This is a genomic window from Hymenobacter telluris (genome assembly GCF_017313265.1).
Classification (GTDB): Bacteria; Bacteroidota; Bacteroidia; order Cytophagales; family Hymenobacteraceae; genus Hymenobacter; species Hymenobacter telluris.
In genome coordinates, this window is the sequence record NZ_JAFLQZ010000012.1 from 149,712 (window position 1) to 175,759 (window position 26,048).

A 26,048-nucleotide genomic window follows, 5' to 3' on the forward strand; every position below is an offset into this window, starting at 1 on the left:
AAAGAGGGACTCGCTGAATGCGAATCCCTCTTTTTTATTTCAGCTAGATGAAGCTTACGACTTCTTGGCCTTCATTTTGGCTTTGCTGTCATCGGCTTTGATTTTCACTTTCTCGGCAGGAGCAGCCGCAGCCGATTCCACTTTGTCAACCGTCATGGTGGGGGTGCCATTTTCTTTCACCTCACCTACTACCGATACCATAGCGTTACCGGCGGCCGAATTCGACTCCACGGTCAGCACTTTGTTCTGCATACCCATTTTGCCAGCGGTGTTGAAGTTGGCGGTAATAGTGCCGGTTTTGCCGGGCATTACGGGCTCTTTGGTCCACTCCGGCGTGGTGCAGCCGCAGCTTACGCCGATGTTGGAAATCACCAGCGGCTGAGTGCCGATGTTTTTGAATTTGAATACGTGCTTCACCACTTCCCCTTGCTTGGCGGTGCCGAAGTCGTACTTCATTTCATCGAACTGGATTTGGGGGCCAGCTACTTTGGTTTGGGCATTAGCAGGCTTAACGGCCGCCGTTTGAGCCTGGGCAGCGAAGCCAGCGCAGGCCAGCGACAGGGCAAGTACAAGTGCTTTTTTCATGAGGTGGTACTGCGTTATGAATTGAGGAAAACAAAAATACTGGTTTTGGCGGGTGCCGCAAGTTGAGTGCCAGTTTTCCACCCAATCGGTGAAGACTCCGTGAAGCCCAACATCATGCGCCCCGCTTTTCGTTCGACGCGCTTACGCTTCCGGCTTCTCTGCCAACAACTTCTGATTGAAGTTAAGCAAAAAAAGCTTTTCCGATGCCCGTGTAACGGCCGTGTACAACCAGCGTGCAAACTCGGAATTCACCATATCCTCTTTCAAAAAGCCGTGGTCAACGAATACAGCTTGCCATTGGCCACCCTGGGCTTTGTGGCAGGTAAGGGCGTAAGCGAATTTCACTTGCAGCGCATTCAGGAACGGGTCTTTGCGCAGGGCGGCACTTTTGTCGCGCTTGGTGGTGAGGTGGTCGTAGTCCTTGCCCACGGCTTCGTACAGCTCCTTGCTCCGGTCGGCGGGCAGGGCGGGGCTTTCGGTGTGTAGCGTGTCGAGCAGGAGCTTAATTTCCATGTCGGGCTCGTCGGGATAGTCTACGAGGCGCACGCGGGCATCAGCGAACCGGAAGCCGAATTCCTCGGTGCGCCGGATGATTTTCACCACCTGCACAAAGTCGCCGTTGGCCAGAAAGCCCATTTCCGAGTCTTTGGGCAGCCAGAAGTAGTTGTTGCGCACCACCATCAGGTAGTCGCCCGACTCGATTTCATCCTCGGCCTCAAACAGCACCCGCCGAATCATCTGGTTGTACTGGTTGGCGTTTTTGTTGGAGCGGCAGATGATGGTGGTATTCTCGTGCCCGAAGTTCTTGTAGGCCCAGCGCAAGCCGTCTTCCAGCTTGTCGCCGCCCATCTGGAACAGGTCGGGGTAGCCGCGGGTGTGGAACTGGATGTTGGGCTGCTCCTGGCGCAACTCTTCGCGGAGCACCGTGGCATTCATCAGAATACCCGAAGCCTCGGCCTGGCGCATTACCTGGCGCAGCTCCACCCCGTCCACCGTCGCCCGGAAACGGTGCCGCAGCAGTTCCGGGTCGAGGGCGGGACTAAGCAGCTGGCCCACTGGTGGCAGCTGGGCCGTGTCGCCGATGAGCAGTAGCCGGTTCGAGGGCTTCTCGAACACGTAGTTCATCAGGTCGTCGAGCAGGCCATGTTCCCCAAACGCTTTTTCGTCGGAAATCATGGACGCCTCATCCACAATAAACAGCGTGTCCTGGGCGCGGTTGGGCTGGCGCTGAAACGAGAGGCTCTGGCTGGGTGAACCACTGGTTTGGCGGTATATTTTCTTGTGGATGGTGCTGGCCGGCACCCCGGCGTAGGCGCTCATTACTTTGGCCGCGCGGCCGGTAGGCGCCATCAGCACGTATTTGCGGCCCAGCTTGTGCAGCCACTGCACCAGGGCGCTGACCACGGTGGTTTTGCCGGTACCAGCATAACCTCGCAATACAAACGCCTTCCGGCCCGGCAAGTCGTCCTTCAGAAACACGTCCAGCTTTTGAAATAGCGTGGCCTGGTCCTGCGTTGGTTCGTAGGGAAAATGGTCGCGGACGGAGGGGGTACGGAGTGAGAGCATAGATACTAACAAAGCTAGAGCTAAAGAACTAGCTCCCCTCCTTTTTTAAGGAGGGGTTGGGGGTGGTTAAGTCGTTGTTACGAAAAGCTTGTCTGATACCTTCTAGCGCAAACTCTATCTGTTCAAACACCATTTTGTTCTCAAAACGCACCACACGAACAGATATATTTTGCAGAAACTTGGTGCGCTCCATGTCAGCAGCTTCCCCTGAAACTGTGTAATGCCCGTGCCCGTCTAGTTCCACTGCCAGACGCTCAGCTGGGCAATAAAAATCTATCACATAATTCCCGATGCTATGCTGTCGGCGAAACTTACGGCCATCAAGTTGACTGTTTTGTAGTGCCCGCCATAATGTAGCCTCAGCAGGCGTGAGATTATCGCGCAGTGCTTTCCTAGTGCTTTTTAACTCAGGCTGGTTATGGTGAGCAAGCTTCATTTGGGTCAATATAGATGCGGACGATTGGACCACCCCCAGCCCCTCCTTAAAAAAGGAGGGGAGCTAGTTCTTTAGCTCTAGTTTTAACTTTATTTTAGCCTTGCGGCTCTACTACGGCCATGGTGGCGGTGGCTTTAGCAATCAGCAGGTCATCGCACCACACTTCGGCTTCGCAGAAATACAGGCGGCGGCCGGCTTTCAGCACCCAGCCTACGGCGCGCAGCTTCTGGCCGATGCCAGGGTGCAGGTAGCTGGTTTTCAGCTCCACCGTTACCACACCGGTATCGTCGGGCACGAGGGTAACGGCGGCGAAACCGGCGGCGAGGTCGGCCATGGTGGCCGTGAGGCCGCCATGCACGAAGCCTTTCTGCTGCTGGTGCTGCTGGCCCAATACTAACTCAGCTTCCACCCGGCCGGGCTCGATATGGGTGAGGTCGGCCCCAATGAGGTGCATGAAGTGCTGGCGCGTGAGCTTGCGGCGGATCCGGGCTTCGAGGTTGTTGTCGGCCGCGGGAGAAATGGCCGGAGTGTCGGGTGTGTTCATCGGGGCCGAAGTTCGGTATTCGTTTTTAGTTGTTTGTTTTTCGATATTAGTTGGGAAGGTTTACTACGACTCAGACCTGGTGCAGTCCGCCGCCTTCCGGCCACCGAAAAACGAAAAACCAACAACGAAAAACGACCATGCAACCGCAGGAATACTTGTTGAGTGGCGCCCTTGGTTTGGCCCTGGCGGCGTGCAGTGGCTTCCGGGTATTTGTGCCGATGCTGGCCGCTAGCTTGGCTTACCGCACTGGCCTGTTGCAGCCGTCGGCGGGGTTTGCGTGGCTGGGTAGCTGGGCGGCCGTGGCCGCGCTGGGCACGGCTACCGTGGCCGAAATCCTGGGCTATTATTTTCCGGTGGTTGATAACGTGCTCGACTCGATAACTACGCCAGCCTCATTTATTGCGGGTACCGTGCTCATGACAGCCGCCCTCCCCGACCTCGACCCGGCGGTGCGCTGGGGCCTAGGCATCGTGGTGGGCGGTAGCACGGCGGGTATTATTCAAACGGGCACCTCGCTGCTAAGGGCCGGCTCCACCCTCACCACGGCGGGTCTCGGCAACCCTATACTAGCCACCATCGAAAACACGTTAGCCATTGTAGGCACGGCGTTGGCGCTGCTCTTGCCGGCGTTGGCTGCTGGCCTCGGGCTGGTGTTGGTGCTGTATATTGCCACCCGGCTGCGGCGCTGGCGGCTGCGGCGTACCAATCGGCGGGCTGCCGCAACACCGGCGCTGCCCAGCCGTTGAGGCTACTCGTTCTATTACACCTATTGCATGTCTGCTCCCGATTCTCTTTCCGATTTCAAGCTCCTAGAAGCATATAGTGGCCGCGTGAGGGTGCGCGTGTGCGGGCTGCTGGTGCAGGAAGGCAAGCTACTGCTCACCGCCCACCGCGGCCTACTCCCCGACGACGCAGCGTTTTGGTCGCCACCCGGCGGGGGCTGGCAGTTTGGCGAAACGATTCAGGACTGCTTGCGGCGCGAGTTTCAGGAAGAAACCGGCCTGGCCGTAACCGCAGGTCGTTTTCTGCATCTGCACGAGTACCAAAGCGCTGATTTGCAGGCGCTGGAACTGTTCTTTGAGGTAACGCTAACCGACTCGGCTGCCGTTCCTCAACTTGGCCTCGACCCCGAGCATGCCGCCGATGCGCAGCTGCTCACCGAGCTAGCCTTCGTGGCCCCGCAGCAGCTTCTGCGGCTGCCTGCCCCCCAGGTGCATCCCATGCTCCGCCAGATCATCAGCCCCGATGACGTGTTCATTCCGCAGATTCGGTTTAAATCGTGAGGCTTGACGAATACGTTTGCAGCAAATAAGCTACTGATACTTACGCCCGGTTCATGGCAAAAGCCTTTGGCTGGATTTGTCTAACGCCAGTTTAGACGGACCTAAGTACCTTTGGACTTCTGCCTTACGCAATGCCTGTGTCTGTCGATCCACTAGTTTCCGCTGCTATGTCCGTTCCTTCGTCGCACCTGCCGGCTCCCACAGCCCTGCACCGCCTCCGCGACGAAACCCTGGACGCTGATAATCTGGCCGCTTACAACCTCTACCTAACGGCCAGCCCAGCCGGCCTGCGCGTGGGCGTAGCCGATGTGCGCCGCAACAAGTTTGTGGTGCTGGAAGACTACGCGGCGCTACCCGCTACCTCCTACGGCGGCCAGCTGCAAGCCCTGGCCGCCCACCATGATTTGGTAGGCCAGCCCGGCTGGAACCACGTGCGGTTGGCTGTCCAGAACCGGCACTTCACGCTGCTGCCGTCGCCGCTGCTACGTCCCGGCGACGAGGACAGGTATTTGCGTTTGCACCATGCCGTTGATTCAGAGCGCGAAACCGTACTCGCCTACACGCATACCAGCCAGGAAGTCGCCAGCGTATTTGCCGTTGAAAACGCCTTGGTTGCCTGGTTTCGGGGCACGTATCCTACCGGCACCTTGCTGCATCAAACCAGCGCGATGCTCGAAGGCCTGGTGCATCAGAGCGAATCAACTACTTCGCGCCGCTTCTACCTGAGCATCGGTCACCACGAGCTGACTATTATCGTTATCCGCGACAAAAAGCCGGAGTTCTGCAACGTATTCGCCTTCAGCTCCCCCGAAGACCTGATTTACTACACCATCCTGGTGATGCAGGAACTCCAGCTCAACCCCGACCAGGACCCGGTAGTGGTGTGGGGCGACCTGATGCACGACTCCGAGCTGTTCACGGTGTTGCGCAAATACATTCGCCACGTGAAGTTCGGCAACCGACCCTTCGACCTGCACTATAGCTACCGTCTCAACGAGTTGTTTGAGTACCGCTTCTTCGAGCTATACAGCCTGCACCTCTGCGAGTAACTGCGTAACGGAGTAGCTGAGTAATCAGTGGCTCCGCTTAAATAAATTACTCAGTTACTCACTTACTTAGCTACTCTCTTATGCGCATTGCCTTATTCCCCGGTTCTTTCGACCCATTTACCAACGGCCACTTAGACGTGGTGCGGCGCGGCACCGAGCTGTTCGACGAAGTGATTATTGCCATCGGCAACAACAGCAGCAAGGTTCGTTACTTGCCCGTCGAGCAAATGATTGGCATGATTGAAGACGTGTTCCGGGATGAGCCACGCGTATCGGTGCAAGCCTACAAAGGCCTAACAGCCGATTTTGCGCGGGAAGTGGGGGCTAAGTTTTTGCTGCGCGGTTTGCGCAATACCACGGATTTCGAGTACGAAAACACCATCGCGCAAGCCAACCGCCACGTCAACCCCGAGCTGGAAACCGTGTTCCTGATTACCTCACCGGTGCTAGCGGCCATCAGCAGCACCATCATCCGCGAAATTCACCGTTTCGGCGGCAACGTCAACGACTTTGTGCCATTTGAGCTACCGCCTTTTAATAATTAAAAATTAAGAATTAGCACTTAAAAATTGGGCGCCGGATCACCACTTATACGTGTATCCGGCGCCCAATTTTTAAGTGCTAATTCTTAATTTTTAATTGGATTCTCGCTCAGGTAATGGCGCATCACCAAGGCAATGCTGGCGTACGATGAGTCAAGCACCGATAGCGCCTCTTTGGGCGTCATCCAACGTACTTCTTCGATATATTCTTCGGCCTGAGGCTTCATCAGCGTATCGTCGAGGCAGCGCATGATGTACCAGTTGGTTTTCTTGAGAATCTTGTTGCCGTTGTAGGCGTAGGAGTGCCAGGTGCTGGGCAGTTTGTCGCCCAATTCCACTTTGATATTGCACTCCTCTTCTACTTCGCGCAGGGCCCCAATGCCGGGGTCCTCTTCCTTCTTAAGCTTGCCCTTGGGCAGGTCCCACTTGCCGAGCCGATAAATCATCAGCACCTTCCCGTCTTTCACTACGAGGCCACCAGCGGCCTTCACAATGCGAAATTGGTCTTTCAGGTGCAGAATCAGGCGGCTTTTCTTGCGGGCCAGCATGGTGAGTGAAGTTAGCTTCTTCAGCTTTTTCACTTCCATCAGCCGCAGCAGCCGGTCCACAAATACGTCGGTAACGTCGCGCACCAGCACGTCGCCCACTAAATCCTTGGAGATGAACTCGTCTTCCGGATTCAGAATCAGGTCGTACTTATGCTTATATACTTTCTCGCTGTTCTTTTTGATAATCAGCGGAATATCGTTGATGAAGACGTTCATCGCGGGGTAATCAGGAGGTCTACTGAGAGAGATGCAGGCCGCGGCCTGTTGCAAAGCACAACATAAATCTTCGCATACGAAAGAGCAAAGAAGTCGGGCAAGATACGGGTTGGCGCCGGTTGAGTTGTTCGAGGCTCATAAGATGGCAAATTATTAGGAGCCCTGCCGCAGTTTCGGCCACTCTCACTTCAGGCGCCAAGTTCCCGAAAATAGGTAATTCACTATTTCTACCGCTCTCCTTTTCGCCTTGTACCTTCGCCAGATGAAGAAAATCGGTTTGCTATCCGACACTCACAGCTACCTCGACGAGCGAATCCTGCATCATCTCAGCGGCTGCGACGAAATCTGGCACGCCGGCGACTTCGGCACGGCCGCTGTAGCCGAGGAACTGGCGGCCGTGGCGCCATTGCGCGGCGTATACGGCAACATTGATGGCCGCGACGTGCGCGCTACGCAGCCGCTGGTGCAGTCGTTTGTTATCGAAGAACTGCACGTACTCATGACGCATATTGGCGGCTACCCTGGTCATTATAGCCCGGTGGCGCGGCCCTTGCTTGCGCAGGAACGGCCCGGCTTATTTATCAGCGGCCACTCGCACATGCTCAAAGTCATGCCCGACCCCAAGCTGGGCTTGCTGCACCTCAACCCCGGCGCGGCCGGGCGGCATGGCTTCCATAAGGTGCGCACACTCTTACGCTTTGAGGTGGCTGAGGGCAAAGTGCAGCAGCTCCAGGTAATCGAGCTAGGGCCTAAATAAAAAAGCGTCTTCCCCGAGTAGGAGAAAACGCTTTTCATTGGTTCTGACCGAAACCCACCGACACCGGGGTCGGGTGTGCCAGATGGTGCGCAGCCTAAGCCGCAGCTTCCGTCTTTGCTTCGCCGGCCTTAGGGAAACGGGCTTTCAGTTCTTCGATATCCACGTTCTTCAGAACGGGAGTCAACAGCAATTGCTTGATGATGGTCTGCTTGTTGTTGGCACGGGCAATGTTCTTGCGGTGCTTACGCTTCAGTCGGGTAGCGCTCATTTTTTCCGGGTCGGTTAAGGTCTTTCTGTAAAGGAGGGGCAAAAGTAAGTCATAAATTTGAAACCGAGAAACCTTTCCCCGTTTTACCTTCTCCCCTGATGATGAATCCGTTGATTGATTTGCGCTCTGATACCGTTACGCGCCCCACTCCGGCCATGCTGGAAATGATGTTCCAGGCCCCCGTCGGCGACGATGTGTACGAGGAAGACCCCACCGTGCGCGCCCTGGAAAACGAGGCGGCTGCCCGCTTCGGGCTGGAAGCTGGCTTGTTCTGTCCGTCCGGCACCATGACCAACCAAATTGCTATCAAAGCCCACACCGAGCCGCTGTCGGAGGTGATTTGCGAGCAGACTTCGCACATTTACCTTTGGGAGGTGGGCGGTATTGCATTTCACTCGGGCGCGTCGGTGGCGCTGCTGGCCGGGGAGCGGGGCCGCGTGACGGCCGCGCAAGTGGAAGCCGCCATCCGGCCCGTGAACGTGCACTACCCTACCACCAGCCTGATTTCGCTGGAAAACACGCACAACCGCGGCGGCGGCAGCTGCTACGCCTTATCTGAGCTGGAAGCCATTGCCGAAGTGAGCCGACGCCACGGTATTCCGCTGCACCTGGATGGAGCCCGCATCTTCAACGCGCTGGTAGCCACCGGCCAGCAAGCCACTGAGTACGGCCGCTTGTTCGATACCATTTCGGTGTGTTTGAGTAAAGGGCTGGGCGCGCCGGTGGGCTCGGTACTGCTGGGCAGCAAGGCGTTCATCCAAAAAACCAAGCGCATCCGCAAGGTGATGGGCGGCGGCATGCGGCAGGCCGGCTACCTGGCCGCTGCGGGACTCTATGCCCTGGAAAACAACGTGAACCGGCTGGCCGACGACCACCGCCGCGCCCGGCAGCTGGGCGAGCAGCTGGCGCAGCAATCCTACGTGGCCGAAGTGCTGCCCGTGGAAACCAACCTGGTTATCTTCCGGCTGAAGCCCGAAATGCCGGCCGAAAAATTTCTGGCGCAACTAGAGGAACAAGGCATCAAAGCTTCGTCGTTTGGCCCTCAGATGATTCGCTTCGTGACGCATCTGGATGTGGATGATGAGATGATTACGCGGATAGAAGACGCGTTGTCGGCGTTTTAGAGACTTAAAGAAGTCCGGTGTTACCAGTGCAATCTAGTCGAATCAACATCTTGCAACGTACATACCGTTAGTAGCCATATGAGCTTTCAGGCTGAATATAGTTTCGGAGCCCGACGGCCTTACTGGTGGCGCGGTTGGTTTAAACCGAAGCGCTGGACTTCATTGCCTGATGCGGTGCGGCACGCTGGCCGGGTGCGGGAGTTGGCACTATGTTTCGACTATAACTTGGCCTCACGCAGCGCTGATCTCCTTCAATTGCGCCAACTGCGGAGCCTGTCCTTACACGGCGGCGGGCAAGCTTGGGAAATGCCCTGTTTTCTCCCCGTCGAAATGGGGCAATTCATTCAACTACGTGAGCTATTGGTGCTCAACCTAGCGCTGATAGAAGTACCATTGTGGCTGACAACTTTGACTGACCTGCGCTATGTGATGCTGCGCGGTACCGACATCACCAAGTTACCTGCCACCATCAGCAACCTGCACCGACTGGAACTGCTACGAATCGAAAACTGTCAGAATCCGCTGAGCATGTTGCCCGAATCGTTCCGGGAATTGAGGGCGCTACGGTACCTGAGCTTTCGGGATACATACCTGCGGTATCTGCCCATCAAACACTTGCCGCCAAGCCTGACGCACCTGGAACTGAGCTATTCGTCGTTGCTGGCTGGCGTCGATTACGACGAGTTGCATAGCCGTTTCCCGAAGTTGCGTGTTTGTCTGAACGGCGTTAAATAACCTTGAAGCCATTCCATGCTCACTCCTTTCGATTCCGATAACTACGCCGCCGCCCGCGACTACCTCACCCAAGCCGACCCTGTGCTGGCCGCCATTATCCAGCGCGGGCGCCCCATTCAGCCGGCGGCTCACGAGGATTTGTATCTGGCTTTGCTGCGCGCCATTGTCGGCCAGCAGATTTCCACCAAGGCCGCCGCGGCCATCTGGCGCAAAGTGCAGGCCCTGTTCCCACCCGACGGCTACCCCGAACCAGCGGCCCTGCTTACTATGACCGATGAAGACCTGCGCACGGCGGGTCTTTCGCGGCAGAAAGCCAGCTACCTGCGTTCCGTTGCCGATTTTGCCCAGCGCGACCAACTCGACCACGCCCACCTTAGTCAGCTTCCCGAAGACGATTTCACCAAGCACCTCACTCAGATAAAAGGCGTAGGCCGCTGGACCGCCCAAATGCTCCAGATGTTTGCCCTCGACCAGCCCGACGTATTTGCCGAAGGCGACCTAGGCGTGCAAAACGCCATGCGTAAGCACTATGGGCTCGAGGAAACCGGCCAGGCTCTGCTCCGGCGCATAACCGAAATTGCCGAGCCGTGGCGCCCCTACCGCAGCCTGGCTTGCAAGTACCTGTGGCAGTCACTGGACAACACGCCGGCGAAATAAGGCGCCGCTATTCGTCGAGGGTGCCGGCCTTTTTCTGGTCGAAATACGTGACTATCATAGCTACGAAAGTGGCTACGTAGGGTACCAAGAAGCCAAACGCCAGCCACCGCCACAACGACCGGTCGTTCATGTGGGCAATGTAGGCGGTGATGAGCGCCGAGGGCAAACTCAGGAAAAGTATGGCAAAGAAAATGTCAACCAGCATACTGATAGGAAGAAGTTGGCTACCGGTATAGTTCCGGCACCTGCCGAAGCTGCGCGGCTTGTTGCCAGTTAGCGGGCTTCACTTTCGGGTAGAACCACGAGGCCCCGTTGGCCAGCCACTCCGCCCGGTAGCGCCGGGTGGAGTCGGGGGTATAGTCTTCGTAACCGAATTCTACGCCGCAGCAGTGGCAAATACTATAATCCGGCGACTGATTATCTGGTCCCCACGGCGACTCATCATAATCGAGGCCGCACACCCGGCAATACCATACTGGCATAAGCAGAAAGGCGAATTGAGAATGTTAGCGGACCTTACCGCGCTTCACTAAATAGGCGTACAGCACCTTATCGAACGGCTCCCGAATATCTACAGGCACGAAATCAATCTTGTACTGGCCGCAACGTAGCACTAGCTCGTGCTCATACTGGCGCATGGCCGCCTGGTATTGCTCGCGCACCTGGTTGGGTTGCAGCTTCACGGTTTCGCCGGTTTCCAGGTCCTCAAACACGTAGGGCCGGTCCTGGAAGTTGAAATCGGCCTCGGTGGCGCGGTCCATGATGTGGAAGAGCAGCACCTCGTGGTTTTGGTGGCGCAGGTGTTGCAGCGCGGCCAGGGTGGCCGTTTGCTCTTCGGGCGCCCGGCCCAGCATATCGGAAAACAGCACCACTAACGAGCGTTTCGGGATTTGCTGGGCAATGGTGTGAATCACGCTGGCGACGTCGGTGGTGGCACGGCGCGGGGTGGGTGGCCGCTCCAATAGCTGCTGGAGCGTGAGCAGCAACGTGTGGCGGTGGGTGCTGGTGCTACGCACGGGGGTTTGCAGTTCTACTTGGTCGGCGAAGGTGACGAGGCCCACGGCGTCGCGCTGCTTTTGCAGCATAGTGGCAATGGCCGCCGCGCAAAGCACCGCAAAGCGCAGCTTGTCGTGGCTGGGCTCGGGGTAGTACATACTGGGGCTTACGTCGAGCAGCAGGTGGCAGCGCAGGTTGGTTTCTTCCTCGTAGCGCTTCACAAACAGCTTATCGGTACGGGCAAACACTTTCCAGTCGAGGTGGCGCGTGCTTTCACCAGGGTTATAAAGCCGGTGCTCCGAGAATTCCACCGAGAAACCGTGGTACGGCGACTGATGCAAGCCCGTAATGAATCCTTCTACCAGCTGACGAGCCAGAAATTCCAAATTTTCGAAAGAGCGGATGGCAGCTAGGTCGATTGGCTGAGGCATAGGCGGAAGATTCAAAAAGTAATGAGGTGGAAAAGTACCGGTTCAGCGGAATATTTCAAGCCGCATCTATAAGAGCGTCAACCCTAAAAATGCCCCTGCAAGTTCATAAATGCGTTTTATACGCTTATCGGAAGGCAAGTAAAACAAAGATACCCGTGCCTGGTTCAAAAAAGCAGCCCTTTAAATTTTTATATATGCGAGGAAGCCCGTATTTTTCGCAAACACTTCAATCATCTTAGAATAACATAACTTTACGGAAGGCACTGTGGAAGACCGTCACGACCAAGAAGAAATCTATTCGCAACGTATTAAGGCTGGCAAACGCACGTATTTCTTCGACGTGAAAGCCACCCGCGGCCAGGACTATTACCTGACCATCACGGAAAGCAAACGCAAGCTCCGCGACGACGACACCTTCTCTTATGAGAAGCACAAAATTTTCCTATACAAGGAAGATTTTTTGAAGTTCGTGGACGCGTTGCAGGACGCCGTTGAATATGTGCGCGAGGAGCTACTTACCCCCGAGGAAGTAGCCGAGCTGGACCGCCCACGGCCAGTATACGACCACCATCCGGATGGCGACGCCGGCTTCAACCCCAACCGCGCCGACGATAATTACTAAGCACCCCAGAGCCTAGCGAAACAGTTAGTACATTAATTATCGGCTTATCCTACGGTGGCGCCCACTCCTTACAGCAAGGAGTGGGCGCTACTATTTGAGGTAGTCCGGTAACCATCGGCTTTTAAGAAGCTATTCAACTCAAGTTGCGAGGTAGCCGCGTAGCGGCGAGAGGTTTGTAGCATATACAGCGACAGTAGGTGTGCGCCGCATAGCGGTGCCAGAGCTACCTGCTATTCTGGCACCGCTACGCGGCGCTTCGTGCCGAAAATAACCCATTCTACAAACCTCTCACCGCTACGCGGATACCTTGCAGCCTGGATTATTTAAGCAAGTGTGTAAGTCATCAGAACGATGTAGAGACGCCCACGTGCGTCTTGTTGAGCGCACTGTTCGGCTACTGTTGTTACAACACCGAGACGCAAGTAGGCGTCTCTACACCGTCTTGGTGGATGTATTTGCTATTTTAAACAACCTCTCAAAGTCCGTAGTATTGCGTGACTATAACAATCACGCCAGCTGCTAGATACAAGCAGAAGCGCTGCAATTTCCGGGCGGGTTTATGGTGTTCACACATGCCTGCTCAACACCTACAGCGCAGTGGCTGGTTCAACTATTCACGTGTTGATGGCTGCAGTACCAAGTCAGCCGTGCTTTCCCCGGAAAAGCCCCGTACCTTTGCCCCCGAATTGCGCGGCCTAGCCCCATTCACTCATCCACTCATTCACTCATTCACTGTTATATGGGTCTCCGCTGCGGTATCGTCGGCCTGCCAAACGTCGGCAAATCCACGCTTTTCAACGCTCTTTCCAATGCCAAGGCCGAATCGGCCAACTACCCGTTCTGCACCATCGAGCCGAACGTGGGCGTGATTACCGTGCCCGACGAGCGGCTCCAGATTCTGGAGGCGCTGGTGAACCCCAAGCGGGTACTGCCCACCATCATCGAGTTTGTGGATATTGCCGGCCTGGTGAAAGGCGCTTCCAAGGGCGAAGGGTTGGGCAACAAGTTTCTGGCTAACATCCGCGAGGTGGACGCCATCATTCACGTTATCCGCTGCTTCGACGACCCCAACATCGTGCACGTAGCCGGCGGCGTTGACCCCGTTTTCGACAAGGACGTTATTGATACCGAGCTGCAAATCAAAGATTTGGAGAGCGTGGATAAGAAGCTCGCTAAGTCGGAGCGCTCGGCCAAAGGCGGCGACGCCCAGGCCAAGAAGGAAGTAGCGGCGTTGCAGAAGTTCAAGGCGGCGCTAGAGGACGGCCAGAACGCCCGCGCCGTGCAGGCCACGCCCGAGGAGCTGGAAGCCGTAGCCGACTTGCAGCTGCTCACCATCAAGCCCGTGATTTACGTGGCCAACGTAGACGAGGCCAGCGCCACCACCGGCAACGCCCACACGGCAGCGTTGCAGGCCCACGTAGCGCAGGAAGGCGCCGAAGTGGTGCTGGTGTCGGCGGCCATTGAGTCGCAGATTGCGGAGATGGAAGACCCCGAGGAAAAAGAGATGTTCCTGGGCGAATATGGCCTCACCGAGTCGGGTTTGAACCGCCTGATTCGCGCGTCTTACTCTTTGCTCAACCTGATTACCTACTTCACGGCCGGGGTGCAGGAAGTACGCGCCTGGACCATCCACAAGGGCGACAAAGCACCGGCCGCGGCGGGTGTCATTCACTCTGATTTCGAGAAAGGCTTCATCCGGGCCGAGGTGATTAAACTGGCCGATTACCAGGAGTACAAGACCGAGGTAAAAATCAAAGAAGCCGGTAAAATGGCCGTGGAAGGCAAAGAATACGTGGTGCAGGACGGCGACATCATGCACTTCCGCTTTAACGTGTAGTTGAACAAAATACACTCACCGTCATGCTGAGCTTGCCGAAGCATCTCGCGTGCTGAGGCTGAATTGGTAATCTTGCGTCAGCACGCGAGATGCTTCGACAGGCTCAGCATGACGTTCTATTTTCTACCGCAATAAGCCGTTCTCCTCATGGACGTAAAAGACAGCAACGGCAACCTGCTCGCGGAAGGCGACTCGGTGACGCTCATCAAGGACCTGAAGGTGAAAGGCTCTTCGCTCACGCTCAAACGCGGTACAGTGGTTAAGAACATCCGCCTCACCAACTCACCCGCCGAAATTGAAGGTCGCGCCGGTGGCAGCACGATGGTGCTCAAAACCGAGTTTCTGAAGAAAGCCTAACGCCGTTTCTTCAGCAACAACCAGTAACTTAAGCGCCCCAGCCGAACGAGTCGGCTGGGGCGTTTTTTTATTTTTGAGTAATGGATACGAAGGAAGACTTTTCAGAAGCACTAGCCCGCTGTAGACAGCTGTCAGAAGCTGAAGCGACATTATTGGCTCTGGCATTTGAGCATACAAATGGAGTTACAGCACCACAAGTTGCCGAAGTTTTAGGGTATAAACATTTTGTAGCCGCAAACGCATTAGCCGGCAGATTAGGCAGAAAAATAAGTGAGCATCTTTCTTACAGTAAGGCAGACGGTAAGACCATCGAATGGTGGACAATAATATTTACAGGTAAACATAATTCAACTAGAGGTTTTGTCTGGTATTTAAAACCCGGTTTGAAGGCAGCTCTCACTACTTCCCTACCACTTTAAACAGCATGCCAGCCGTCATTTTGTCGGTGGTTTTCATGCCGTTCAGGATGGCCATTTCTTCGTAGCGCTTGGAGGGAATACCGTTGGCGGCCAGGGCCGAGGCTAGTGTCTGGCCGGCTTTAGCGGTTTTGATGCGTACCCGCTCGGGCTGCTTGTTGATTTTGCTGGCATCGGTGAGGCGGCGGAAGTTCTGAGCGACGTTTTGGAAGGTACCGCCGTAGGTGTTCAGGGTACCAGGTCCGCAAAGTCCTACGAGGGCATAAATCGTTTGGCCATCCTGAATCAGATAGCTCAGCGTGTTGGCCGTAATACCCTGCTGGCCAGTTTGCTGGTCTTGGCCCACCTGGTCGCCTTGAATAACGATGGCCGGGAAGTTGTTAACGGTTGTTTTCTGGGCCTGGGCGTTCTGGATTTTCAGCTGTTGCACCAGCGCCTGGGCGGTTTCGTCGAGGCCTTTGTTGCCGGCGGGCAGCAGCACGATTACCGCCTTGCCGTTGGGTTCAGCCATCTGGAACTGGCTGGGCGAGTTCTGCGACTTCCAGCCCTGCGGCACCGGAAACTGAAACTTCAAATCGGGGTGGTAGAACGTGTTGTTTTCCACGTAGCCCTCGCGCGGGTTGTCGCCGTAGGGCAGGCCCTCAATCAGGCGCAGGTACTGGTCACGGTTGACGGCGAGCTGGCGGCCGGCTTGCTGTTCGGCTTGCTGGGCCAGCTTTTTCACGTTGGTGTATCGGTCGGCGGAGTTGGGGTGCGACGACAGGAAGGTGGGCACGGTAGCTGCGCCGCTGCTTTGCTCGGTGCGCGAGAGGGTCAGGAAGAAGTCGGCCATAGAGGCCGGGTCGTAGCCGATTTTGCTGGAGTATTTCACGCCCAGCTGGTCGGATTCGGTTTCATCGTCGCGGCCGTATTTGAGCAAGCCCAGCCCTACCACTTGCGCAGCCGGCTGGGCAATGGAGGCAATGCGCCGCGAGAAGATGGACCCTAGCAGAATAGCCCCGTTGGCTAGCGTGGAACGAGTCTGCTGCTTCTGGCCGTGGCGGGCCGTAATGTGCCCTATTTCGTGCCCCAGCACGCCGCTGAATTGCGCCTCGTTGTTGAAATAAGCCAAAATACCGCGGGTAAAATACACGTGGCCATCGGGCGTGGCAAAGGCGTTGATAATCGGCGAATCAACAACGGTGAAGCCTTTTACATCGGCGGGGCGGTCGGAAATCCGGCCCATCTGCATGCCTTTCTGGTCGATGTAGTTCTGGAGCTTGGCGTTGTCGAGCAGCCCGAACTGCGCAATTACCTGCGGGTCGGGCTGGGCGCCTTGCACCGGGGGCGGCGAGGGTATGGCACTGGTTTTAGTGGCGGCGAGGCGGGAGCCCGCCAGCGGCAACAGGAGCGTTAGGGTGAGGCCGACGCGCGCAATGGAGGTGAGAGTAGGTTGCATACGTGAGAGAGTAGAGCGAGGAATAGGATAGGCCTGCAACGAACCTGAGCTATACAAAGGTTACAAGCCATTTAACCTTGCTTGGCTACTACTGTGCCAAACTGCATGGCAACCCTCCCGGGAGAGAGCCTGAGTGGTTGCCCTCGTTTCAGGTGGCCGTTTTTTCCAGCTCCTGCTCTTCCAGCTCCAGCACGGTAGGACGGCCGTGGTGGCGGTCCAGCCAGTTCATGACGGGAGTGGCAAGGGTGCCGTGCATAATGATGGAAGTCAGGACGGTGAAGCCGGTAATGGCCCATAGCTCGCGGGCCTCGGCAAAATGCCACTCGCTGAACGCATAAGCCAAATAGAAAAAGGAGCCAATGCCACGAATCCCGAAAAACGAAATAACCAACCGTTCCGGCCACGACACCCGGCTGCGGCCCAGGGTCAGGAGGCCACCGGCCGGCCGCAGCACCAACAGCAGAAACAGGCCCAGCGCCGCGCCGCTCCAGGTGAGTGGCGCCAGCAACCCACTCACCAGCGCCCCACCAAACAGAATCAGGATAGCCACAATGAAGAGTCGCTCCAGCTGGTCGGTGAATTCGTGCATCTCAGTGTGGTATTCATGGCTTCGCTCGTGGCCCCGCAGCGTGACGGAGGCAATAAATACAGCCAGGAAACCGTAGCCATGCAGCAGTTCGGTAAGGCCATAGGCCGTGAGCGTAACCGCCAACGCTACAAAGCCATACGCCTCCGGGTTGATTCGAATCCGGTGGGGCAAATCGAAAATCAGGAACGAGAGCACCTTGCCGGCCAGCCAGCCGCCCACTACGCCCATGCCCGTGCGGTACCCCACGTCCATCCAGGCCCAGTGCCATAGCCGGTCGGTGAGAGGCAGTGCCAGTGCGGCGGTGGGCAGCAGTACCACGGCCAGATGCACAAAGGGAAAGGCCAAACCATCGTTGAGGCCGGCCTCGCCGGTAAGTGAGAAACGCACGTTGTCTTCGCCGCCCTCGCCAGGTTTGCCTACCTGCACGTCGCCGGCCAATACGGGGTCGGTGGGGGCTAGCGTGGCCGCCAGCAGCACCGCCGAAGCGGGCAAGAGCCCCCCGAGCCGCCAAGCCACCACCGTGAAAACCCCGATAGTAATCACCATCAGTACCAGTACCAGTTGCAAAGGAGCCCGCCAGCGCCACAACGAGAATTTGCGGTCAATCTTGAGGCCAGTACCCGTGAGGGCCACCGTCACGCAGATTTCCGACAGGTGCATGACGAAAGTGGAATGCTCGACGGGGTCGGGATTGGGCAGGCCCAGCGGCAGCGAAAAGACCAGTGCCCCCAACCCTACAAACAGAATGGGGTAGGAAAGCGGATACTTGCGCAACAAAGAGGGGAGCCAGGCCACGGCCAGAATGGCTACGCCCAGCACCACCAGAATCAGGTTGTAGAGCGACATAGGCGGCTGCATCTATAGGAGAGGAAGCTCCAATGTACGCAGCCGCTGCCTTTTCGGCTGGTTATTATCTAAGGCCGGCGGCTGTTGAAGTCGATGCTCTGGTAGCCGATCAGCAAGTCGGCGCGGGTGCCGGGTGGGCGGTAATACACCAGCAGGTCGTACTGGTTTTCGGTTTCCTGGTGGCTGCCTTCCCACATCACGCTGTTGGGGCCCTGCGCGGTTTGGGTGGCGTAGATGTAGTTGTAGTAGCCTTGCTTCACGAGGGCTTGGCCGGTGTAGAGCTGGTTTTCGGCGTCGTAGGTGAGCTTGAACTCGTCTTTGAGCTGCCAGTCGGTGAGGGCGCCCAGCACGTACACGGGACCGGGCGCCGGCTGCTCGGCCTTCAGCTGAAACGTCACGTTTAGGTAGTCGGCGTTGGTGGCGCCGTTGCCGTACTCCCGGCTCTCAAACACGCGCTGCCCATTAATATCCTCGAACTGGGTGTAAGCCTGGCCGTTGCGGGTACCATCCAGCTGCAGCAAGGCCGTACGGGGCGAGGCATTGGCATCGAGCTTGGCCACGCCGATGCCCAGAGAGCGGAACGTACGCAGGTCGAAGAAGCGGAACTCGGTAAGGGCCGGGAAGGCGTTTTCGAAGTTGAAGTACTGGTAGTCGAGCTGGCGCTCAGCGTCGCGCACGAAGGTGGGGCGCAGGTTGTACTTGGCATTGTCCCAGCGGAAGTTCTGGCGCAGCACCACCTTCACTTCCTGCGCCGGGTTGACGAGTTGCATGTTGTAGCGAATGCCAAAATCAACCTGCTGCAAGGTGTACCGCTCGGTGCCGGCCACCGGAATACCCTGCTTCAGGGCAATCTGCACGCCGTTTTCGTACACCAGCAGCCGCCGGCTCAGCAGCGGCGTGTTGCCGGCGCCCTGCACCACCAGCAGGTAGTTGCCGCTCAGCTTCACGCGCGGCACCCGCAGCTTGTAGTGGTAATACGGCACCTTGGTATTGACGGACGTGCGGTAATCGGTGAACAGAAACTCGTTTATCTCGCTCAGAAACTGCATATCCGTCAGAATCGACGGTTTCCAGTCCACGTCGCAGTGCACGAGCTTGGCGGTGAGGCGCTGGCTTTGCTCGGCCACAATGTCGAACTCCAGCGTAATGGGCTGCTCCTGCGAAATGGGCACCACCGGCGGCGTGAAGATTTCGGTGTTGCTGCCCGAAGCCACGTAGCACTGCACCGAGCGCACGTTGGGGTCGTAGATGTAATCTTGGTAGCGCAGGGTGCGGTCGGCGTAGTATTCCGGGGGTTGCTGGGGGGCGCCACCGGGCCGGCGGGCGGCGTTGGGGTCGGTGATGGGCGTACCCAGCGGCACGCAGGACACGGCTAGCAGCAACAGGCTGGCGAGGTAGGAAAGACGAGGCATAAGACGAATGTACGAGCAGCGGTTTATCTTGGCTACTAGCAGCAGCCGACTAATTCAGATTTACAGCTTACCCGCCAGCTTCCGCCTGCCAGCCCCAGGTTTTCCCCTGCGCGCTGAGCAAGCGGAACCGCCGCCGGAGGCCACCAACCCGTGAAATAACATGACCACGACCCACTACTTGGCCGCCCGGCTCCGCGAGGTGCTGCTCGATGGCAAATGGATTGCCAATACCAATTGCCAGGAACAGCTGCTGGCCATACACTGGGAGCAGGCAATTCAACGGGTGGAAAACCTAAATACTATTGCCGCCTTAACTTTTCACTTAACCTATTATCTGAAAGGGCTCTTGCAGGTTTTCAGAGGCGGAAACCTGGAAATCAGTGACAAGTACAGCTATGATTTTGCAGAAATAACAACTGAAACTGATTGGAATACGCTGGTAAGGGAGTTCTTGAGTAACGCCGAAGAGTTTGCCAGCCAAATTCAGCAGCTCGATGACTCCATCTTGGCAAAGCCGTTCGTAGATGAGCAGTACGGCAGCTATTTGCGCAACATCGAAGGCGTAATTGAGCATAGCTATTACCACTTAGGGCAAATAGTTGTGATTAAAAAATTGGTGGAATCGAAACAGACATCAGGTGCTGCCGGCAAGTGAACTACAGGAACCAGACTTGGCTGCACGAATAGTTGCAGCTACCTTGGCAAACCCAAATTGCGGACTAGCCGCGTAGCGGCGAAAGGCTGGTAGCTACTGGATTCTGTTGGAACGGTGCGCCGCGTAGCGGTGCCAGAAGGGGGTGTGCCTCTGGCACCGCTACGCGGCACGGCACGGCCCGTCTTTGGCCTGCTGAGCTACCAACCTTTCGCCGCTACGCGGCTAGCCCGCAATTTGAGTTAGCAAGCAGAGGCTGGTACAGATACTTACCAATACTATAGGCCCCCGGCAGGTAACGTTAACTTCACAGTGGCTTTATACAGTGGTAACCTGGACGTAAACCAGACGAAATAGTGGATTTGGAACTTGCAGCGCAATTCAGCAACAATAAAATCCCCTATGAAACCTACTTCTACTCTTCTCTTAGCCGCTCTGCTCGGTGGTGGGAAAGCCCTGGCGCAAGTGCCCTGCCCTACCCTGCCCGCCGACCACATTAGCCGGTTTACGTCGGTGGAGCCCACCACCCAGCCCCAGGATTTACGCATTCCGTCGACGCATACGTTCCAGATGCTGGCCCAGGGCAACATGCCTTACACCAACGCGGCCGACGGCAACATGCTGGAGGCATTTGACTTCACGGGCTACGCTCCCATTGCGGGCAGCAGCACCAACGGCTACCTGTCCATCAACCACGAGGGCTCGGGTACTACCTCGGGCGTGAGCATGCTCAGCCTGAACTTCAACGCCGCCACCAAGCTGTGGAACGTAACGGCCAAGCACCCTGTGAATTTCGGTCCCGTAACTGGCACCATCAACAACTGCTCGGGCACGGTTACGCCGTGGAGCACGATTGTAACCTGCGAGGAAAACACCGGCCCCACCACCCCCACCGACACCAACAACGACGGGTACATGGACTCGGGCTGGAACGTGGAAATCGACCCGGTTACGCACACCGTAAAAGACCAGAACGGCGACGGCACGCCCGATAAGCTCTGGAAAATGGGCCGCCTCAAGCACGAGAACATCGTGGTAGCCGCCGACCAGCGCACCGCCTACGAAGGCGCCGATGATGGCTCCAGCAACAGCTTCGTGTACAAGTACGTGGCCACCACGCCCGGCCAGCTCGGCAACGGTACGCTCTATGCCCTGCAACTCAACGGCGCCATCGGTACGGGCACCACGGGCACCTGGATTGTAATTCCGAACTCGACGCCCGCTGAGTGCAACAACACTACGGCCGCCGCTCGGGCGCTGGGTGCTACCAGCTTCAACGGCGTGGAGGACATCGAAATCAGCCCCCTGACCGGCCAGGTGTACTTCACGGCCAAGGGCCCCGGCACCATCTACCGCTTCACCGACACGGGCGCTACCGGCACCACGTTCAGCAACTTCGAAATCTTTGCTGGCAACACGCCCACCAACACCGCGCAGGCTTACAACATCAACTACGGCACGGGCACTATCTCGGAACTGTGGCGCACCGGCAACGACAACCTGACCTTCGACTCGCAGGGCAACCTGTACGTGTTGCAGGACGGCGGCCGCAACCACGTCTGGTTGATTAAGCCTTGCCACACCCAGGCCAACCCCGCCGTGGAAGTGTTTGCCGTAACGCCCGCCGGCTGCGAGCCAACCGGCATGACCTTCTCGCCCGACGAGCGGTTCATCTTCATCTCCATGCAGAGCCCCGACGCCAACACCCTGGCCACGGTAGACGCCGCCGGGCAGTCGGTGGTATTCAACAAGTCCACGGCCGTGGTTATTGCTCGCAAGGGCGTACTGGGCACGGCGTTGAGCACGAAAGGCGCTCAGGCCGAGCTAGCCAAAGCCGATGTGTACCCGAACCCGGTGAACGGCTCGGAGCTGACGCTGCAACTCAGCCACAACCAGAAAGAAGCGGCTACCCTAACGGTGTACAACACGCTGGGAGCCCGCGTATTCGAGCAGGCTGCCACCCTCAACCAGGGCCAGAACACGTTGAAGCTGCCGGTGAGCAAGCTGACCAACGGCCACTACAACCTGGTTATCACCACGGCTACCACCACCACCACGCGTCCGTTCATCAAGCAGTGAGGTCAACCCTGATTTCTCTTTTCTCCTTACTAGTTGTTGCCCTGCATGTTGTGCAGGGCAACACTTGTTTGGCGCAGTGCCCTCCGAAAACGTCTTTTTCCCTCACTCAGTCGCTGCAACAGCCTGCTTGCATCAAAGAGCTGAACCTGCGGGGCCAAAGCCTGGAACTACTGCCCCCCAGCATCGGGCAGCTGCGCAGCTTGCGGCTGCTGTTCCTGCACGAAAACCACCTGCGCCACCTGCCCGAAAACCTAACGGCGCTGGATAGCCTGCGGGTGCTGTTTCTCAACAAGAACAGTCTGCTGGATTTGCCGGCTTCCTTAGGTAATATGCGCCGGCTGCGGCAGCTGCAAATCGAGCAGAACATGCTCACCGAGCTGCCGCCCAGCGTGGCCGGCCTGGATAGTTTGCGGTACCTGCTGAGCGCCTACAACAACTTCACGTCCTTGCCTGAAGAGGTGGGCCAGTGGAACCAGCTGGAATACTGCGACGTGTCGCACAACCAGCTGCTGTTTTTGCCAGCGTCGGTGAACCGGTGGGGCAACCTGCGCTACCTGTACCTGAACGACAACAAGCTGCAACAGCTGCCCGCCCGGCTCGGGGATTTAGCTAGACTGGAGGAATTGAATCTGTCCAACAACCAGCTGGAGGAACTACCTGCCAGCCTGGGCGAGTGCCAGAACCTGAAGGTGCTGATTCTGTCGGGCAACCAACTCAGAGCGCTGCCTAAAAGCCTCGGCAAGCTCACCAAACTGGAAATGCTGATTCTCAACGACAACCAGCTTACCACCCTACCCCGCTCACTGAGCAAGCTAAAGCAGCTCAAAACCATTATCGTGAAGCAGAACGCCTTCACCCCCGCCGCCCGCCGCCAAGCGGAAACCACGCTGCCGGGCGCTAAACTTTACTTCTGATGTCCTTTCGCCTAATTGATTTTAGCAGCGTTGGCCGCTCATTACTGCTCGGTTTGTCGGTGCTGCTGTTCTCGTTTGTGGTGCTGCGCAAAACGCCCGCCGAGCAAGTGAAAGTGTATTACAGCCGCCATCTGCGTGATTTCCACGCCGCCCTCACCCACTTCCAGGAGCGCACCTACTCCGCCGATACCGTTGCGCTGCGCCGCGAGTTTGCCGCGTGCCGGCAGCAGTACAAGCAGTTGGAATTTGCCGTTGAGTACTACTACCCGCACGCCGCTGGCCGCATCAACGGCGCGGCTCTGCCCGAAACCGAACCGGGTGAGCCGGGCGAAGTCATTCCGCCCAGCGGGTTTCAGGTGCTGGAAGAATACGTGTACGCCGCTCCCGACAGCCGCCCGAACCGGGACCTGATTCACCAAGAAATCGACAACCTGTTGTTTCAGGTGCGTCAGTTAAAACAGCAGGAATCTTACCTGTCTTTCTCCGACGAAGCGGTGTTTGATGCCTTGCGCCTGAACCTATACCGGCTAGCCGCTAAGGGTGTTTCGGGCTTCGATTCGCCGGCGGCCCATGCTTCCTTGCCGGAAGCGACGGCCACCCTGCAAGCCACCCGCGAGGTACTGGCCCTGTACGATGTGCCCGCTACCCTGACCACGCATCTGCGCCGCTGCGAAGCTGCCGTAGCTTCCCCCAACCAGGACTTCAACAGCTTTGACCGGGCCCGGTTTTTCGTGCGGTACTTCAACCCCGCCCTAGCGGCCCTGCACCAAACGCAGCAGCAACTGCGCATTCCGTTTGTAAAGGAGCGGCGCGCCGTACGGCCCGAGGCTGCCAGCTTTTTCGTGGCCGGTGCTTTCAACGCGTCTTTTTTTGCCCCGGCCGATGCTGCCGCGCCCACGCCGGCCATGCTGGCACTGGGCGAGGCCCTGTTCAAAGAGCCGGTGCTGTCGGGCAAGGCGGGGCGTTCTTGCGCCAGTTGCCACGCGCCCAACCGCGCCTACACCGACGGCTTGCGCGTAAACAGCTCCCTGCTGGCCGATGCCGGCCTGGAGCGCAACACCCCTACCCTGCTCAACGCCGCCCTGCAACCCGACCAATTCTACGACAGCCGGGTACATTTTCTGGAAGACCAGGTGCACGCCGTTATCAGCAACAAAGCCGAAATGGGCGGCCAACTCAGCGCCGCCCCGGCCCTGCTCCGCAAAAAAGGCGCTTACCCCAAGCTCTTCGCCCAGGCCTTTGCCACCGAAAAGCAGCCCCTCACCGAGCGCAACATCCGGCGCGCCGTGGCGGCCTACGTCCGCTCCCTGGTGGGCCTCAACAGCCGCTTCGACCAGTACCTGCGCGGCGACACCACCGTGCTTAGCGGCCAAGAAGTGCTCGGCTTCAACCTATTCATGGGCAAAGCGCAGTGCGGCACCTGCCACTACATGCCCCTGTTCAACGGCACCGTGCCGCCCCTCTACGACAAAATCGAAAGCGAAATCCTGGGCGTACCCGCCACCGCCGACACGCTGCACCCCACCCTCGACGCCGACCAAGGTAAGTTCCTGCTCTACGGCGTGGCCCACCAGAAACACGCCTTTAAAACGCCCACCGTCCGCAACACGGCCCGCACCGCGCCCTACATGCACAACGGCGTGTACCAGACGCTGGAACAGGTGCTCGACTTCTACAACAAAGGCGGCGGCGCGGGCCTAGGCCTCACCGTACCCAACCAAACCCTGGCCGAAGACCGCCTCAACCTAAGCGCCGCCGAGCAGCAGGCCATCATTGCCTTCCTCAAGGCCCTGAATGATTCGCAGGCAGTGGCGTATTGATGGCCGTAGTCAACGCCGAAAGCTTGGGCCAAGCCAAGCAACGAGCCCTAAAACCGCATGAATTGTATTTTATTATTTATTATATAATTATATTAACCATGCTGTCGGGTTGCCTATTTTAGGAAAGGATATTCTCTCTTCCTATGCGCGGCCTCAACAAAGTCACCCTCATCGGCAACCTGGGCAAAGACCCGAAAACCAACGTACTCGACGGCAACGTGGCCGTGGCCAGATTCTCGCTGGCCACTTCCGAGAGCTTCCGCGACAAAGCCGGGCAGCAGCACACTACCACTGACTAACATACCGTATAGCGTCAAGCATACCAGAAAAGGTATGCTTGACGCTACTTCCTTGCGTACTAATGGATGTTTGACGCTATATTACCCTGACGCTGAGTAGCGTCAAACAGAATGTTGTATGCAACCTTATGAGCGACTGGAATAATATTCAACATCAGCAAAAAGCAATTTGCGACAAACTAAAAATTGACTGGATACCAGTTGACATAAATGCTATGATTGCATTTAATGAATCGTTGCTTTTAGACATATTGCCAATAAATGGATTAAGACATCCTAAGACTGACAATATTGACGGTTGGTATTTATGGAGTGGTGGAGAAATTCCACAGGATGACAATAATTTTTTCAAACCAATTCACGTCGGACACTTAATTGAGCAAAGACCAATTGTTTTAAAATATTTAGGATTGCCTGCTGGTTGGCGATTTCAAATAGACGACAATGGCTATGAAGATATTTGGTTTGACAAATCAATTTTAAACATTTAATCAATGGGTTGGACAGTAATCATAGAGGACGAAGAAGGCAACGCAAAAAAGACAATGCCAGGTGAATTTATATTATCGGATGAGGAAATATTAAGCAACGAAAATTTTAGACTTTTGAAGTATGTTGACCCATATGGTGACACAACATTCAACGCTTTTATGTTTGAAGACTTAATTAAAGATTTAAAAGAATTAAAAACATTGCTTCCTACAGACAAAAAACAAATTGACACAGTAATCAATTATGCAAAAGAATGTAATGACGAAATTCACACATACTTAAAGTTATATGGTGACTAGCAATTTCAAACTGTTGGACAAAGAAAGGCTGCATACAACATTGGGTTTTGCGCAAGTGTGGCTTGACGGAAAATCAATCGTCAGCAGTGCGCATCTAAGCTTCAGTTCCCAGCCGGACGGAATTCTGTTCGGCAGCAGTTCTAACAATCAACATTTAATTATAAGGTGGTGGTAAAACAGAAGGTGATATCAAGTTGCGGTTAGTCGGCGATTATGTTCGTCAATGACGAGTTGAATAC

The 26,048-nt window shown here is 56.6% G+C and carries 31 protein-coding genes; 19 read left to right on the forward strand and 12 right to left on the reverse strand.

The window, feature by feature from the left end; all coding sequences use genetic code 11:
• Nucleotides 1–54: 54 nt before the first annotated feature.
• The 4 genes from J0X19_RS16870 to J0X19_RS16885 form a co-directional block, all read right to left on the reverse strand.
• The gene (locus tag J0X19_RS16870; RefSeq protein WP_206985599.1) at nucleotides 55–585 is read right to left on the reverse strand and encodes a DUF1573 domain-containing protein; all 531 of its coding nucleotides are present in this window, start codon (nucleotides 583–585) and stop codon (nucleotides 55–57) included.
• A gap of 141 nt (nucleotides 586–726) precedes the next feature.
• Nucleotides 727–2,151 (reverse strand): ATP-dependent DNA helicase, encoded by a 1,425-nt coding sequence (locus tag J0X19_RS16875; protein WP_206985600.1) that lies wholly within the window; start codon nucleotides 2,149–2,151, stop codon nucleotides 727–729.
• Between the two features lie 28 nt (nucleotides 2,152–2,179).
• The gene (locus J0X19_RS16880; protein WP_206985601.1) at nucleotides 2,180–2,587 is read right to left on the reverse strand and encodes an endonuclease domain-containing protein; all 408 of its coding nucleotides are present in this window, start codon (nucleotides 2,585–2,587) and stop codon (nucleotides 2,180–2,182) included.
• Between the two features lie 94 nt (nucleotides 2,588–2,681).
• Complete coding sequence (locus J0X19_RS16885) at nucleotides 2,682–3,131, reverse strand: PaaI family thioesterase (protein ID WP_206985602.1); 450 nt, start codon at nucleotides 3,129–3,131, stop codon at nucleotides 2,682–2,684.
• Nucleotides 3,132–3,268: 137 nt separating this feature from the next.
• Between J0X19_RS16885 and J0X19_RS16890 the strand changes: the two genes are divergently transcribed.
• The 4 genes from J0X19_RS16890 (at nucleotide 3,269) to coaD (ending at nucleotide 6,008) form a co-directional block, all read left to right on the forward strand.
• Entirely contained in the window at nucleotides 3,269–3,877 is a 609-nt protein-coding gene (locus tag J0X19_RS16890) for a DUF4126 domain-containing protein (RefSeq protein WP_206985603.1), read from the forward strand.
• A gap of 27 nt (nucleotides 3,878–3,904) precedes the next feature.
• Nucleotides 3,905–4,414: an NUDIX domain-containing protein gene (locus tag J0X19_RS16895; RefSeq protein ID WP_206985604.1), complete on the forward strand. Its 510-nt coding sequence runs from the start codon at nucleotides 3,905–3,907 to the stop codon at nucleotides 4,412–4,414.
• Between the two features lie 167 nt (nucleotides 4,415–4,581).
• Nucleotides 4,582–5,463, forward strand: a complete 882-nt coding sequence (locus J0X19_RS16900; RefSeq protein ID WP_206985605.1) for a DUF3822 family protein — start codon at nucleotides 4,582–4,584, stop codon at nucleotides 5,461–5,463.
• 80 nt (nucleotides 5,464–5,543) lie between these two features.
• On the forward strand, nucleotides 5,544–6,008 hold the full coding sequence (gene coaD / locus J0X19_RS16905) for a pantetheine-phosphate adenylyltransferase (protein WP_206985606.1): 465 nt from the start codon (nucleotides 5,544–5,546) through the stop codon (nucleotides 6,006–6,008).
• A gap of 83 nt (nucleotides 6,009–6,091) precedes the next feature.
• Here coaD and J0X19_RS16910 read toward each other — a convergent pair whose 3' ends face one another.
• On the reverse strand, nucleotides 6,092–6,769 hold the full coding sequence (locus J0X19_RS16910; protein WP_206985607.1) for an NUDIX hydrolase: 678 nt from the start codon (nucleotides 6,767–6,769) through the stop codon (nucleotides 6,092–6,094).
• A gap of 262 nt (nucleotides 6,770–7,031) precedes the next feature.
• Between J0X19_RS16910 and J0X19_RS16915 the strand changes: the two genes are divergently transcribed.
• Nucleotides 7,032–7,526, forward strand: coding sequence for a metallophosphoesterase family protein (locus J0X19_RS16915; RefSeq protein WP_206985608.1), 495 nt, complete (start codon nucleotides 7,032–7,034; stop codon nucleotides 7,524–7,526).
• Between the two features lie 94 nt (nucleotides 7,527–7,620).
• Here J0X19_RS16915 and J0X19_RS16920 read toward each other — a convergent pair whose 3' ends face one another.
• On the reverse strand, nucleotides 7,621–7,794 hold the full coding sequence (locus tag J0X19_RS16920; protein ID WP_022826037.1) for a hypothetical protein: 174 nt from the start codon (nucleotides 7,792–7,794) through the stop codon (nucleotides 7,621–7,623).
• A 98-nt stretch (nucleotides 7,795–7,892) separates the two neighbouring features.
• Here J0X19_RS16920 and J0X19_RS16925 point away from each other — a divergent pair, with 98 nt between their 5' ends.
• The 3 genes from J0X19_RS16925 to J0X19_RS16935 all read left to right on the forward strand — a co-directional run bounded on the left by J0X19_RS16925 (nucleotide 7,893) and on the right by J0X19_RS16935 (nucleotide 10,310).
• Nucleotides 7,893–8,918 (forward strand): threonine aldolase family protein, encoded by a 1,026-nt coding sequence (locus J0X19_RS16925; RefSeq protein WP_206985609.1) that lies wholly within the window; start codon nucleotides 7,893–7,895, stop codon nucleotides 8,916–8,918.
• Nucleotides 8,919–9,224: 306 nt separating this feature from the next.
• The gene (locus J0X19_RS16930) at nucleotides 9,225–9,653 is read left to right on the forward strand and encodes a leucine-rich repeat domain-containing protein (protein WP_206985610.1); all 429 of its coding nucleotides are present in this window, start codon (nucleotides 9,225–9,227) and stop codon (nucleotides 9,651–9,653) included.
• Nucleotides 9,654–9,668: 15 nt separating this feature from the next.
• Nucleotides 9,669–10,310 (forward strand): DNA-3-methyladenine glycosylase family protein, encoded by a 642-nt coding sequence (locus J0X19_RS16935; RefSeq protein WP_206985611.1) that lies wholly within the window; start codon nucleotides 9,669–9,671, stop codon nucleotides 10,308–10,310.
• A gap of 7 nt (nucleotides 10,311–10,317) precedes the next feature.
• On the opposite strand, the gene J0X19_RS16940 is transcribed toward J0X19_RS16935, so the two are convergent.
• Genes J0X19_RS16940 through J0X19_RS16950 form a run of 3 tightly spaced genes read right to left on the reverse strand, consistent with a single transcriptional unit; the run spans nucleotide 10,318 to nucleotide 11,737 of the window.
• A complete protein-coding gene (locus J0X19_RS16940; RefSeq protein ID WP_206985612.1) occupies nucleotides 10,318–10,515 on the reverse strand; it encodes a hypothetical protein in 198 nt (65 codons plus the stop codon).
• 19 nt (nucleotides 10,516–10,534) lie between these two features.
• Nucleotides 10,535–10,792, reverse strand: a complete 258-nt coding sequence (locus tag J0X19_RS16945; protein ID WP_206985613.1) for a hypothetical protein — start codon at nucleotides 10,790–10,792, stop codon at nucleotides 10,535–10,537.
• 24 nt (nucleotides 10,793–10,816) lie between these two features.
• Nucleotides 10,817–11,737, reverse strand: a complete 921-nt coding sequence (locus tag J0X19_RS16950) for a DUF58 domain-containing protein (protein ID WP_206985614.1) — start codon at nucleotides 11,735–11,737, stop codon at nucleotides 10,817–10,819.
• A 265-nt stretch (nucleotides 11,738–12,002) separates the two neighbouring features.
• Here J0X19_RS16950 and J0X19_RS16955 point away from each other — a divergent pair, with 265 nt between their 5' ends.
• The 4 genes from J0X19_RS16955 (at nucleotide 12,003) to J0X19_RS16970 (ending at nucleotide 14,972) form a co-directional block, all read left to right on the forward strand.
• Nucleotides 12,003–12,359 (forward strand): DUF3276 family protein, encoded by a 357-nt coding sequence (locus tag J0X19_RS16955; protein WP_206985615.1) that lies wholly within the window; start codon nucleotides 12,003–12,005, stop codon nucleotides 12,357–12,359.
• A gap of 739 nt (nucleotides 12,360–13,098) precedes the next feature.
• Nucleotides 13,099–14,196 (forward strand): redox-regulated ATPase YchF, encoded by a 1,098-nt coding sequence (ychF, locus tag J0X19_RS16960; RefSeq protein ID WP_206985616.1) that lies wholly within the window; start codon nucleotides 13,099–13,101, stop codon nucleotides 14,194–14,196.
• A gap of 147 nt (nucleotides 14,197–14,343) precedes the next feature.
• The gene (locus tag J0X19_RS16965; RefSeq protein ID WP_019947089.1) at nucleotides 14,344–14,553 is read left to right on the forward strand and encodes a zinc ribbon domain-containing protein YjdM; all 210 of its coding nucleotides are present in this window, start codon (nucleotides 14,344–14,346) and stop codon (nucleotides 14,551–14,553) included.
• An 80-nt stretch (nucleotides 14,554–14,633) separates the two neighbouring features.
• Nucleotides 14,634–14,972: a hypothetical protein gene (locus J0X19_RS16970; RefSeq protein ID WP_206985617.1), complete on the forward strand. Its 339-nt coding sequence runs from the start codon at nucleotides 14,634–14,636 to the stop codon at nucleotides 14,970–14,972.
• Here J0X19_RS16970 and J0X19_RS16975 read toward each other — a convergent pair.
• From J0X19_RS16975 to J0X19_RS16985, 3 genes are all read right to left on the reverse strand, one after another.
• A complete protein-coding gene (locus J0X19_RS16975; RefSeq protein WP_206985618.1) occupies nucleotides 14,953–16,407 on the reverse strand; it encodes a M48 family metalloprotease in 1,455 nt (484 codons plus the stop codon). The two genes, J0X19_RS16970 and J0X19_RS16975, sit on opposite strands and share 20 nt — an antisense overlap.
• 148 nt (nucleotides 16,408–16,555) lie before the next feature.
• Nucleotides 16,556–17,842: a cation:proton antiporter gene (locus J0X19_RS16980; RefSeq protein ID WP_206985619.1), complete on the reverse strand. Its 1,287-nt coding sequence runs from the start codon at nucleotides 17,840–17,842 to the stop codon at nucleotides 16,556–16,558.
• Nucleotides 17,843–17,910: 68 nt separating this feature from the next.
• Entirely contained in the window at nucleotides 17,911–19,254 is a 1,344-nt protein-coding gene (locus J0X19_RS16985) for a type IX secretion system plug protein (protein ID WP_206985620.1), read from the reverse strand.
• Between the two features lie 178 nt (nucleotides 19,255–19,432).
• Here J0X19_RS16985 and J0X19_RS16990 point away from each other — a divergent pair, with 178 nt between their 5' ends.
• From J0X19_RS16990 to J0X19_RS17020, 7 genes are all read left to right on the forward strand, one after another.
• Nucleotides 19,433–19,909, forward strand: coding sequence for a DinB family protein (locus J0X19_RS16990; protein WP_206985621.1), 477 nt, complete (start codon nucleotides 19,433–19,435; stop codon nucleotides 19,907–19,909).
• A gap of 399 nt (nucleotides 19,910–20,308) precedes the next feature.
• Nucleotides 20,309–21,985 carry an alkaline phosphatase PhoX gene (locus J0X19_RS16995; protein ID WP_206985622.1) on the forward strand — a complete coding sequence of 559 codons (1,677 nt, stop codon included), beginning with the start codon at nucleotides 20,309–20,311 and terminating at the stop codon, nucleotides 21,983–21,985.
• 50 nt (nucleotides 21,986–22,035) lie between these two features.
• Nucleotides 22,036–22,899, forward strand: a complete 864-nt coding sequence (locus J0X19_RS25165; protein ID WP_206985623.1) for a leucine-rich repeat domain-containing protein — start codon at nucleotides 22,036–22,038, stop codon at nucleotides 22,897–22,899.
• A complete protein-coding gene (locus tag J0X19_RS17005; protein WP_206985624.1) occupies nucleotides 22,899–24,719 on the forward strand; it encodes a cytochrome-c peroxidase in 1,821 nt (606 codons plus the stop codon). Before J0X19_RS25165 ends, J0X19_RS17005 begins: the two co-directional genes overlap by 1 nt.
• 143 nt (nucleotides 24,720–24,862) lie before the next feature.
• Nucleotides 24,863–25,018, forward strand: coding sequence for a single-stranded DNA-binding protein (locus tag J0X19_RS17010; protein WP_206985625.1), 156 nt, complete (start codon nucleotides 24,863–24,865; stop codon nucleotides 25,016–25,018).
• 128 nt (nucleotides 25,019–25,146) lie between these two features.
• Nucleotides 25,147–25,509, forward strand: a complete 363-nt coding sequence (locus J0X19_RS17015; RefSeq protein WP_206985626.1) for an immunity protein Imm33 domain-containing protein — start codon at nucleotides 25,147–25,149, stop codon at nucleotides 25,507–25,509.
• Between the two features lie 3 nt (nucleotides 25,510–25,512).
• Nucleotides 25,513–25,809 carry a hypothetical protein gene (locus J0X19_RS17020; RefSeq protein ID WP_206985627.1) on the forward strand — a complete coding sequence of 99 codons (297 nt, stop codon included), beginning with the start codon at nucleotides 25,513–25,515 and terminating at the stop codon, nucleotides 25,807–25,809.
• Nucleotides 25,810–26,048 lie beyond the last annotated feature (239 nt).

What these genes read in the sequence shown, in the direction of transcription:
- J0X19_RS16870 (WP_206985599.1), bottom strand. Translation starts at nt 585, where the DNA reads ATGAAAAAAGCACTTGTACTTGCCCTGTCGCTGGCCTGCGCTGGCTTC.
- J0X19_RS16875 (WP_206985600.1), bottom strand. Translation starts at nt 2,151, where the DNA reads ATGCTCTCACTCCGTACCCCCTCCGTCCGCGACCATTTTCCCTACGAA.
- J0X19_RS16880 (WP_206985601.1), bottom strand. Translation starts at nt 2,587, where the DNA reads ATGAAGCTTGCTCACCATAACCAGCCTGAGTTAAAAAGCACTAGGAAA.
- J0X19_RS16885 (WP_206985602.1), bottom strand. Translation starts at nt 3,131, where the DNA reads ATGAACACACCCGACACTCCGGCCATTTCTCCCGCGGCCGACAACAAC.
- J0X19_RS16890 (WP_206985603.1), top strand. Translation starts at nt 3,269, where the DNA reads ATGCAACCGCAGGAATACTTGTTGAGTGGCGCCCTTGGTTTGGCCCTG.
- J0X19_RS16895 (WP_206985604.1), top strand. Translation starts at nt 3,905, where the DNA reads ATGTCTGCTCCCGATTCTCTTTCCGATTTCAAGCTCCTAGAAGCATAT.
- J0X19_RS16900 (WP_206985605.1), top strand. Translation starts at nt 4,582, where the DNA reads ATGTCCGTTCCTTCGTCGCACCTGCCGGCTCCCACAGCCCTGCACCGC.
- coaD (WP_206985606.1), top strand. Translation starts at nt 5,544, where the DNA reads ATGCGCATTGCCTTATTCCCCGGTTCTTTCGACCCATTTACCAACGGC.
- J0X19_RS16910 (WP_206985607.1), bottom strand. Translation starts at nt 6,769, where the DNA reads ATGAACGTCTTCATCAACGATATTCCGCTGATTATCAAAAAGAACAGC.
- J0X19_RS16915 (WP_206985608.1), top strand. Translation starts at nt 7,032, where the DNA reads ATGAAGAAAATCGGTTTGCTATCCGACACTCACAGCTACCTCGACGAG.
- J0X19_RS16920 (WP_022826037.1), bottom strand. Translation starts at nt 7,794, where the DNA reads ATGAGCGCTACCCGACTGAAGCGTAAGCACCGCAAGAACATTGCCCGT.
- J0X19_RS16925 (WP_206985609.1), top strand. Translation starts at nt 7,893, where the DNA reads ATGATGAATCCGTTGATTGATTTGCGCTCTGATACCGTTACGCGCCCC.
- J0X19_RS16930 (WP_206985610.1), top strand. Translation starts at nt 9,225, where the DNA reads ATGCCCTGTTTTCTCCCCGTCGAAATGGGGCAATTCATTCAACTACGT.
- J0X19_RS16935 (WP_206985611.1), top strand. Translation starts at nt 9,669, where the DNA reads ATGCTCACTCCTTTCGATTCCGATAACTACGCCGCCGCCCGCGACTAC.
- J0X19_RS16940 (WP_206985612.1), bottom strand. Translation starts at nt 10,515, where the DNA reads ATGCTGGTTGACATTTTCTTTGCCATACTTTTCCTGAGTTTGCCCTCG.
- J0X19_RS16945 (WP_206985613.1), bottom strand. Translation starts at nt 10,792, where the DNA reads ATGCCAGTATGGTATTGCCGGGTGTGCGGCCTCGATTATGATGAGTCG.
- J0X19_RS16950 (WP_206985614.1), bottom strand. Translation starts at nt 11,737, where the DNA reads ATGCCTCAGCCAATCGACCTAGCTGCCATCCGCTCTTTCGAAAATTTG.
- ychF (WP_206985616.1), top strand. Translation starts at nt 13,099, where the DNA reads ATGGGTCTCCGCTGCGGTATCGTCGGCCTGCCAAACGTCGGCAAATCC.
- J0X19_RS16965 (WP_019947089.1), top strand. Translation starts at nt 14,344, where the DNA reads ATGGACGTAAAAGACAGCAACGGCAACCTGCTCGCGGAAGGCGACTCG.
- J0X19_RS16970 (WP_206985617.1), top strand. Translation starts at nt 14,634, where the DNA reads ATGGATACGAAGGAAGACTTTTCAGAAGCACTAGCCCGCTGTAGACAG.
- J0X19_RS16975 (WP_206985618.1), bottom strand. Translation starts at nt 16,407, where the DNA reads ATGCAACCTACTCTCACCTCCATTGCGCGCGTCGGCCTCACCCTAACG.
- J0X19_RS16980 (WP_206985619.1), bottom strand. Translation starts at nt 17,842, where the DNA reads ATGTCGCTCTACAACCTGATTCTGGTGGTGCTGGGCGTAGCCATTCTG.
- J0X19_RS16985 (WP_206985620.1), bottom strand. Translation starts at nt 19,254, where the DNA reads ATGCCTCGTCTTTCCTACCTCGCCAGCCTGTTGCTGCTAGCCGTGTCC.
- J0X19_RS16995 (WP_206985622.1), top strand. Translation starts at nt 20,309, where the DNA reads ATGAAACCTACTTCTACTCTTCTCTTAGCCGCTCTGCTCGGTGGTGGG.
- J0X19_RS17005 (WP_206985624.1), top strand. Translation starts at nt 22,899, where the DNA reads ATGTCCTTTCGCCTAATTGATTTTAGCAGCGTTGGCCGCTCATTACTG.
- J0X19_RS17010 (WP_206985625.1), top strand. Translation starts at nt 24,863, where the DNA reads ATGCGCGGCCTCAACAAAGTCACCCTCATCGGCAACCTGGGCAAAGAC.
- J0X19_RS17015 (WP_206985626.1), top strand. Translation starts at nt 25,147, where the DNA reads ATGAGCGACTGGAATAATATTCAACATCAGCAAAAAGCAATTTGCGAC.
- J0X19_RS17020 (WP_206985627.1), top strand. Translation starts at nt 25,513, where the DNA reads ATGGGTTGGACAGTAATCATAGAGGACGAAGAAGGCAACGCAAAAAAG.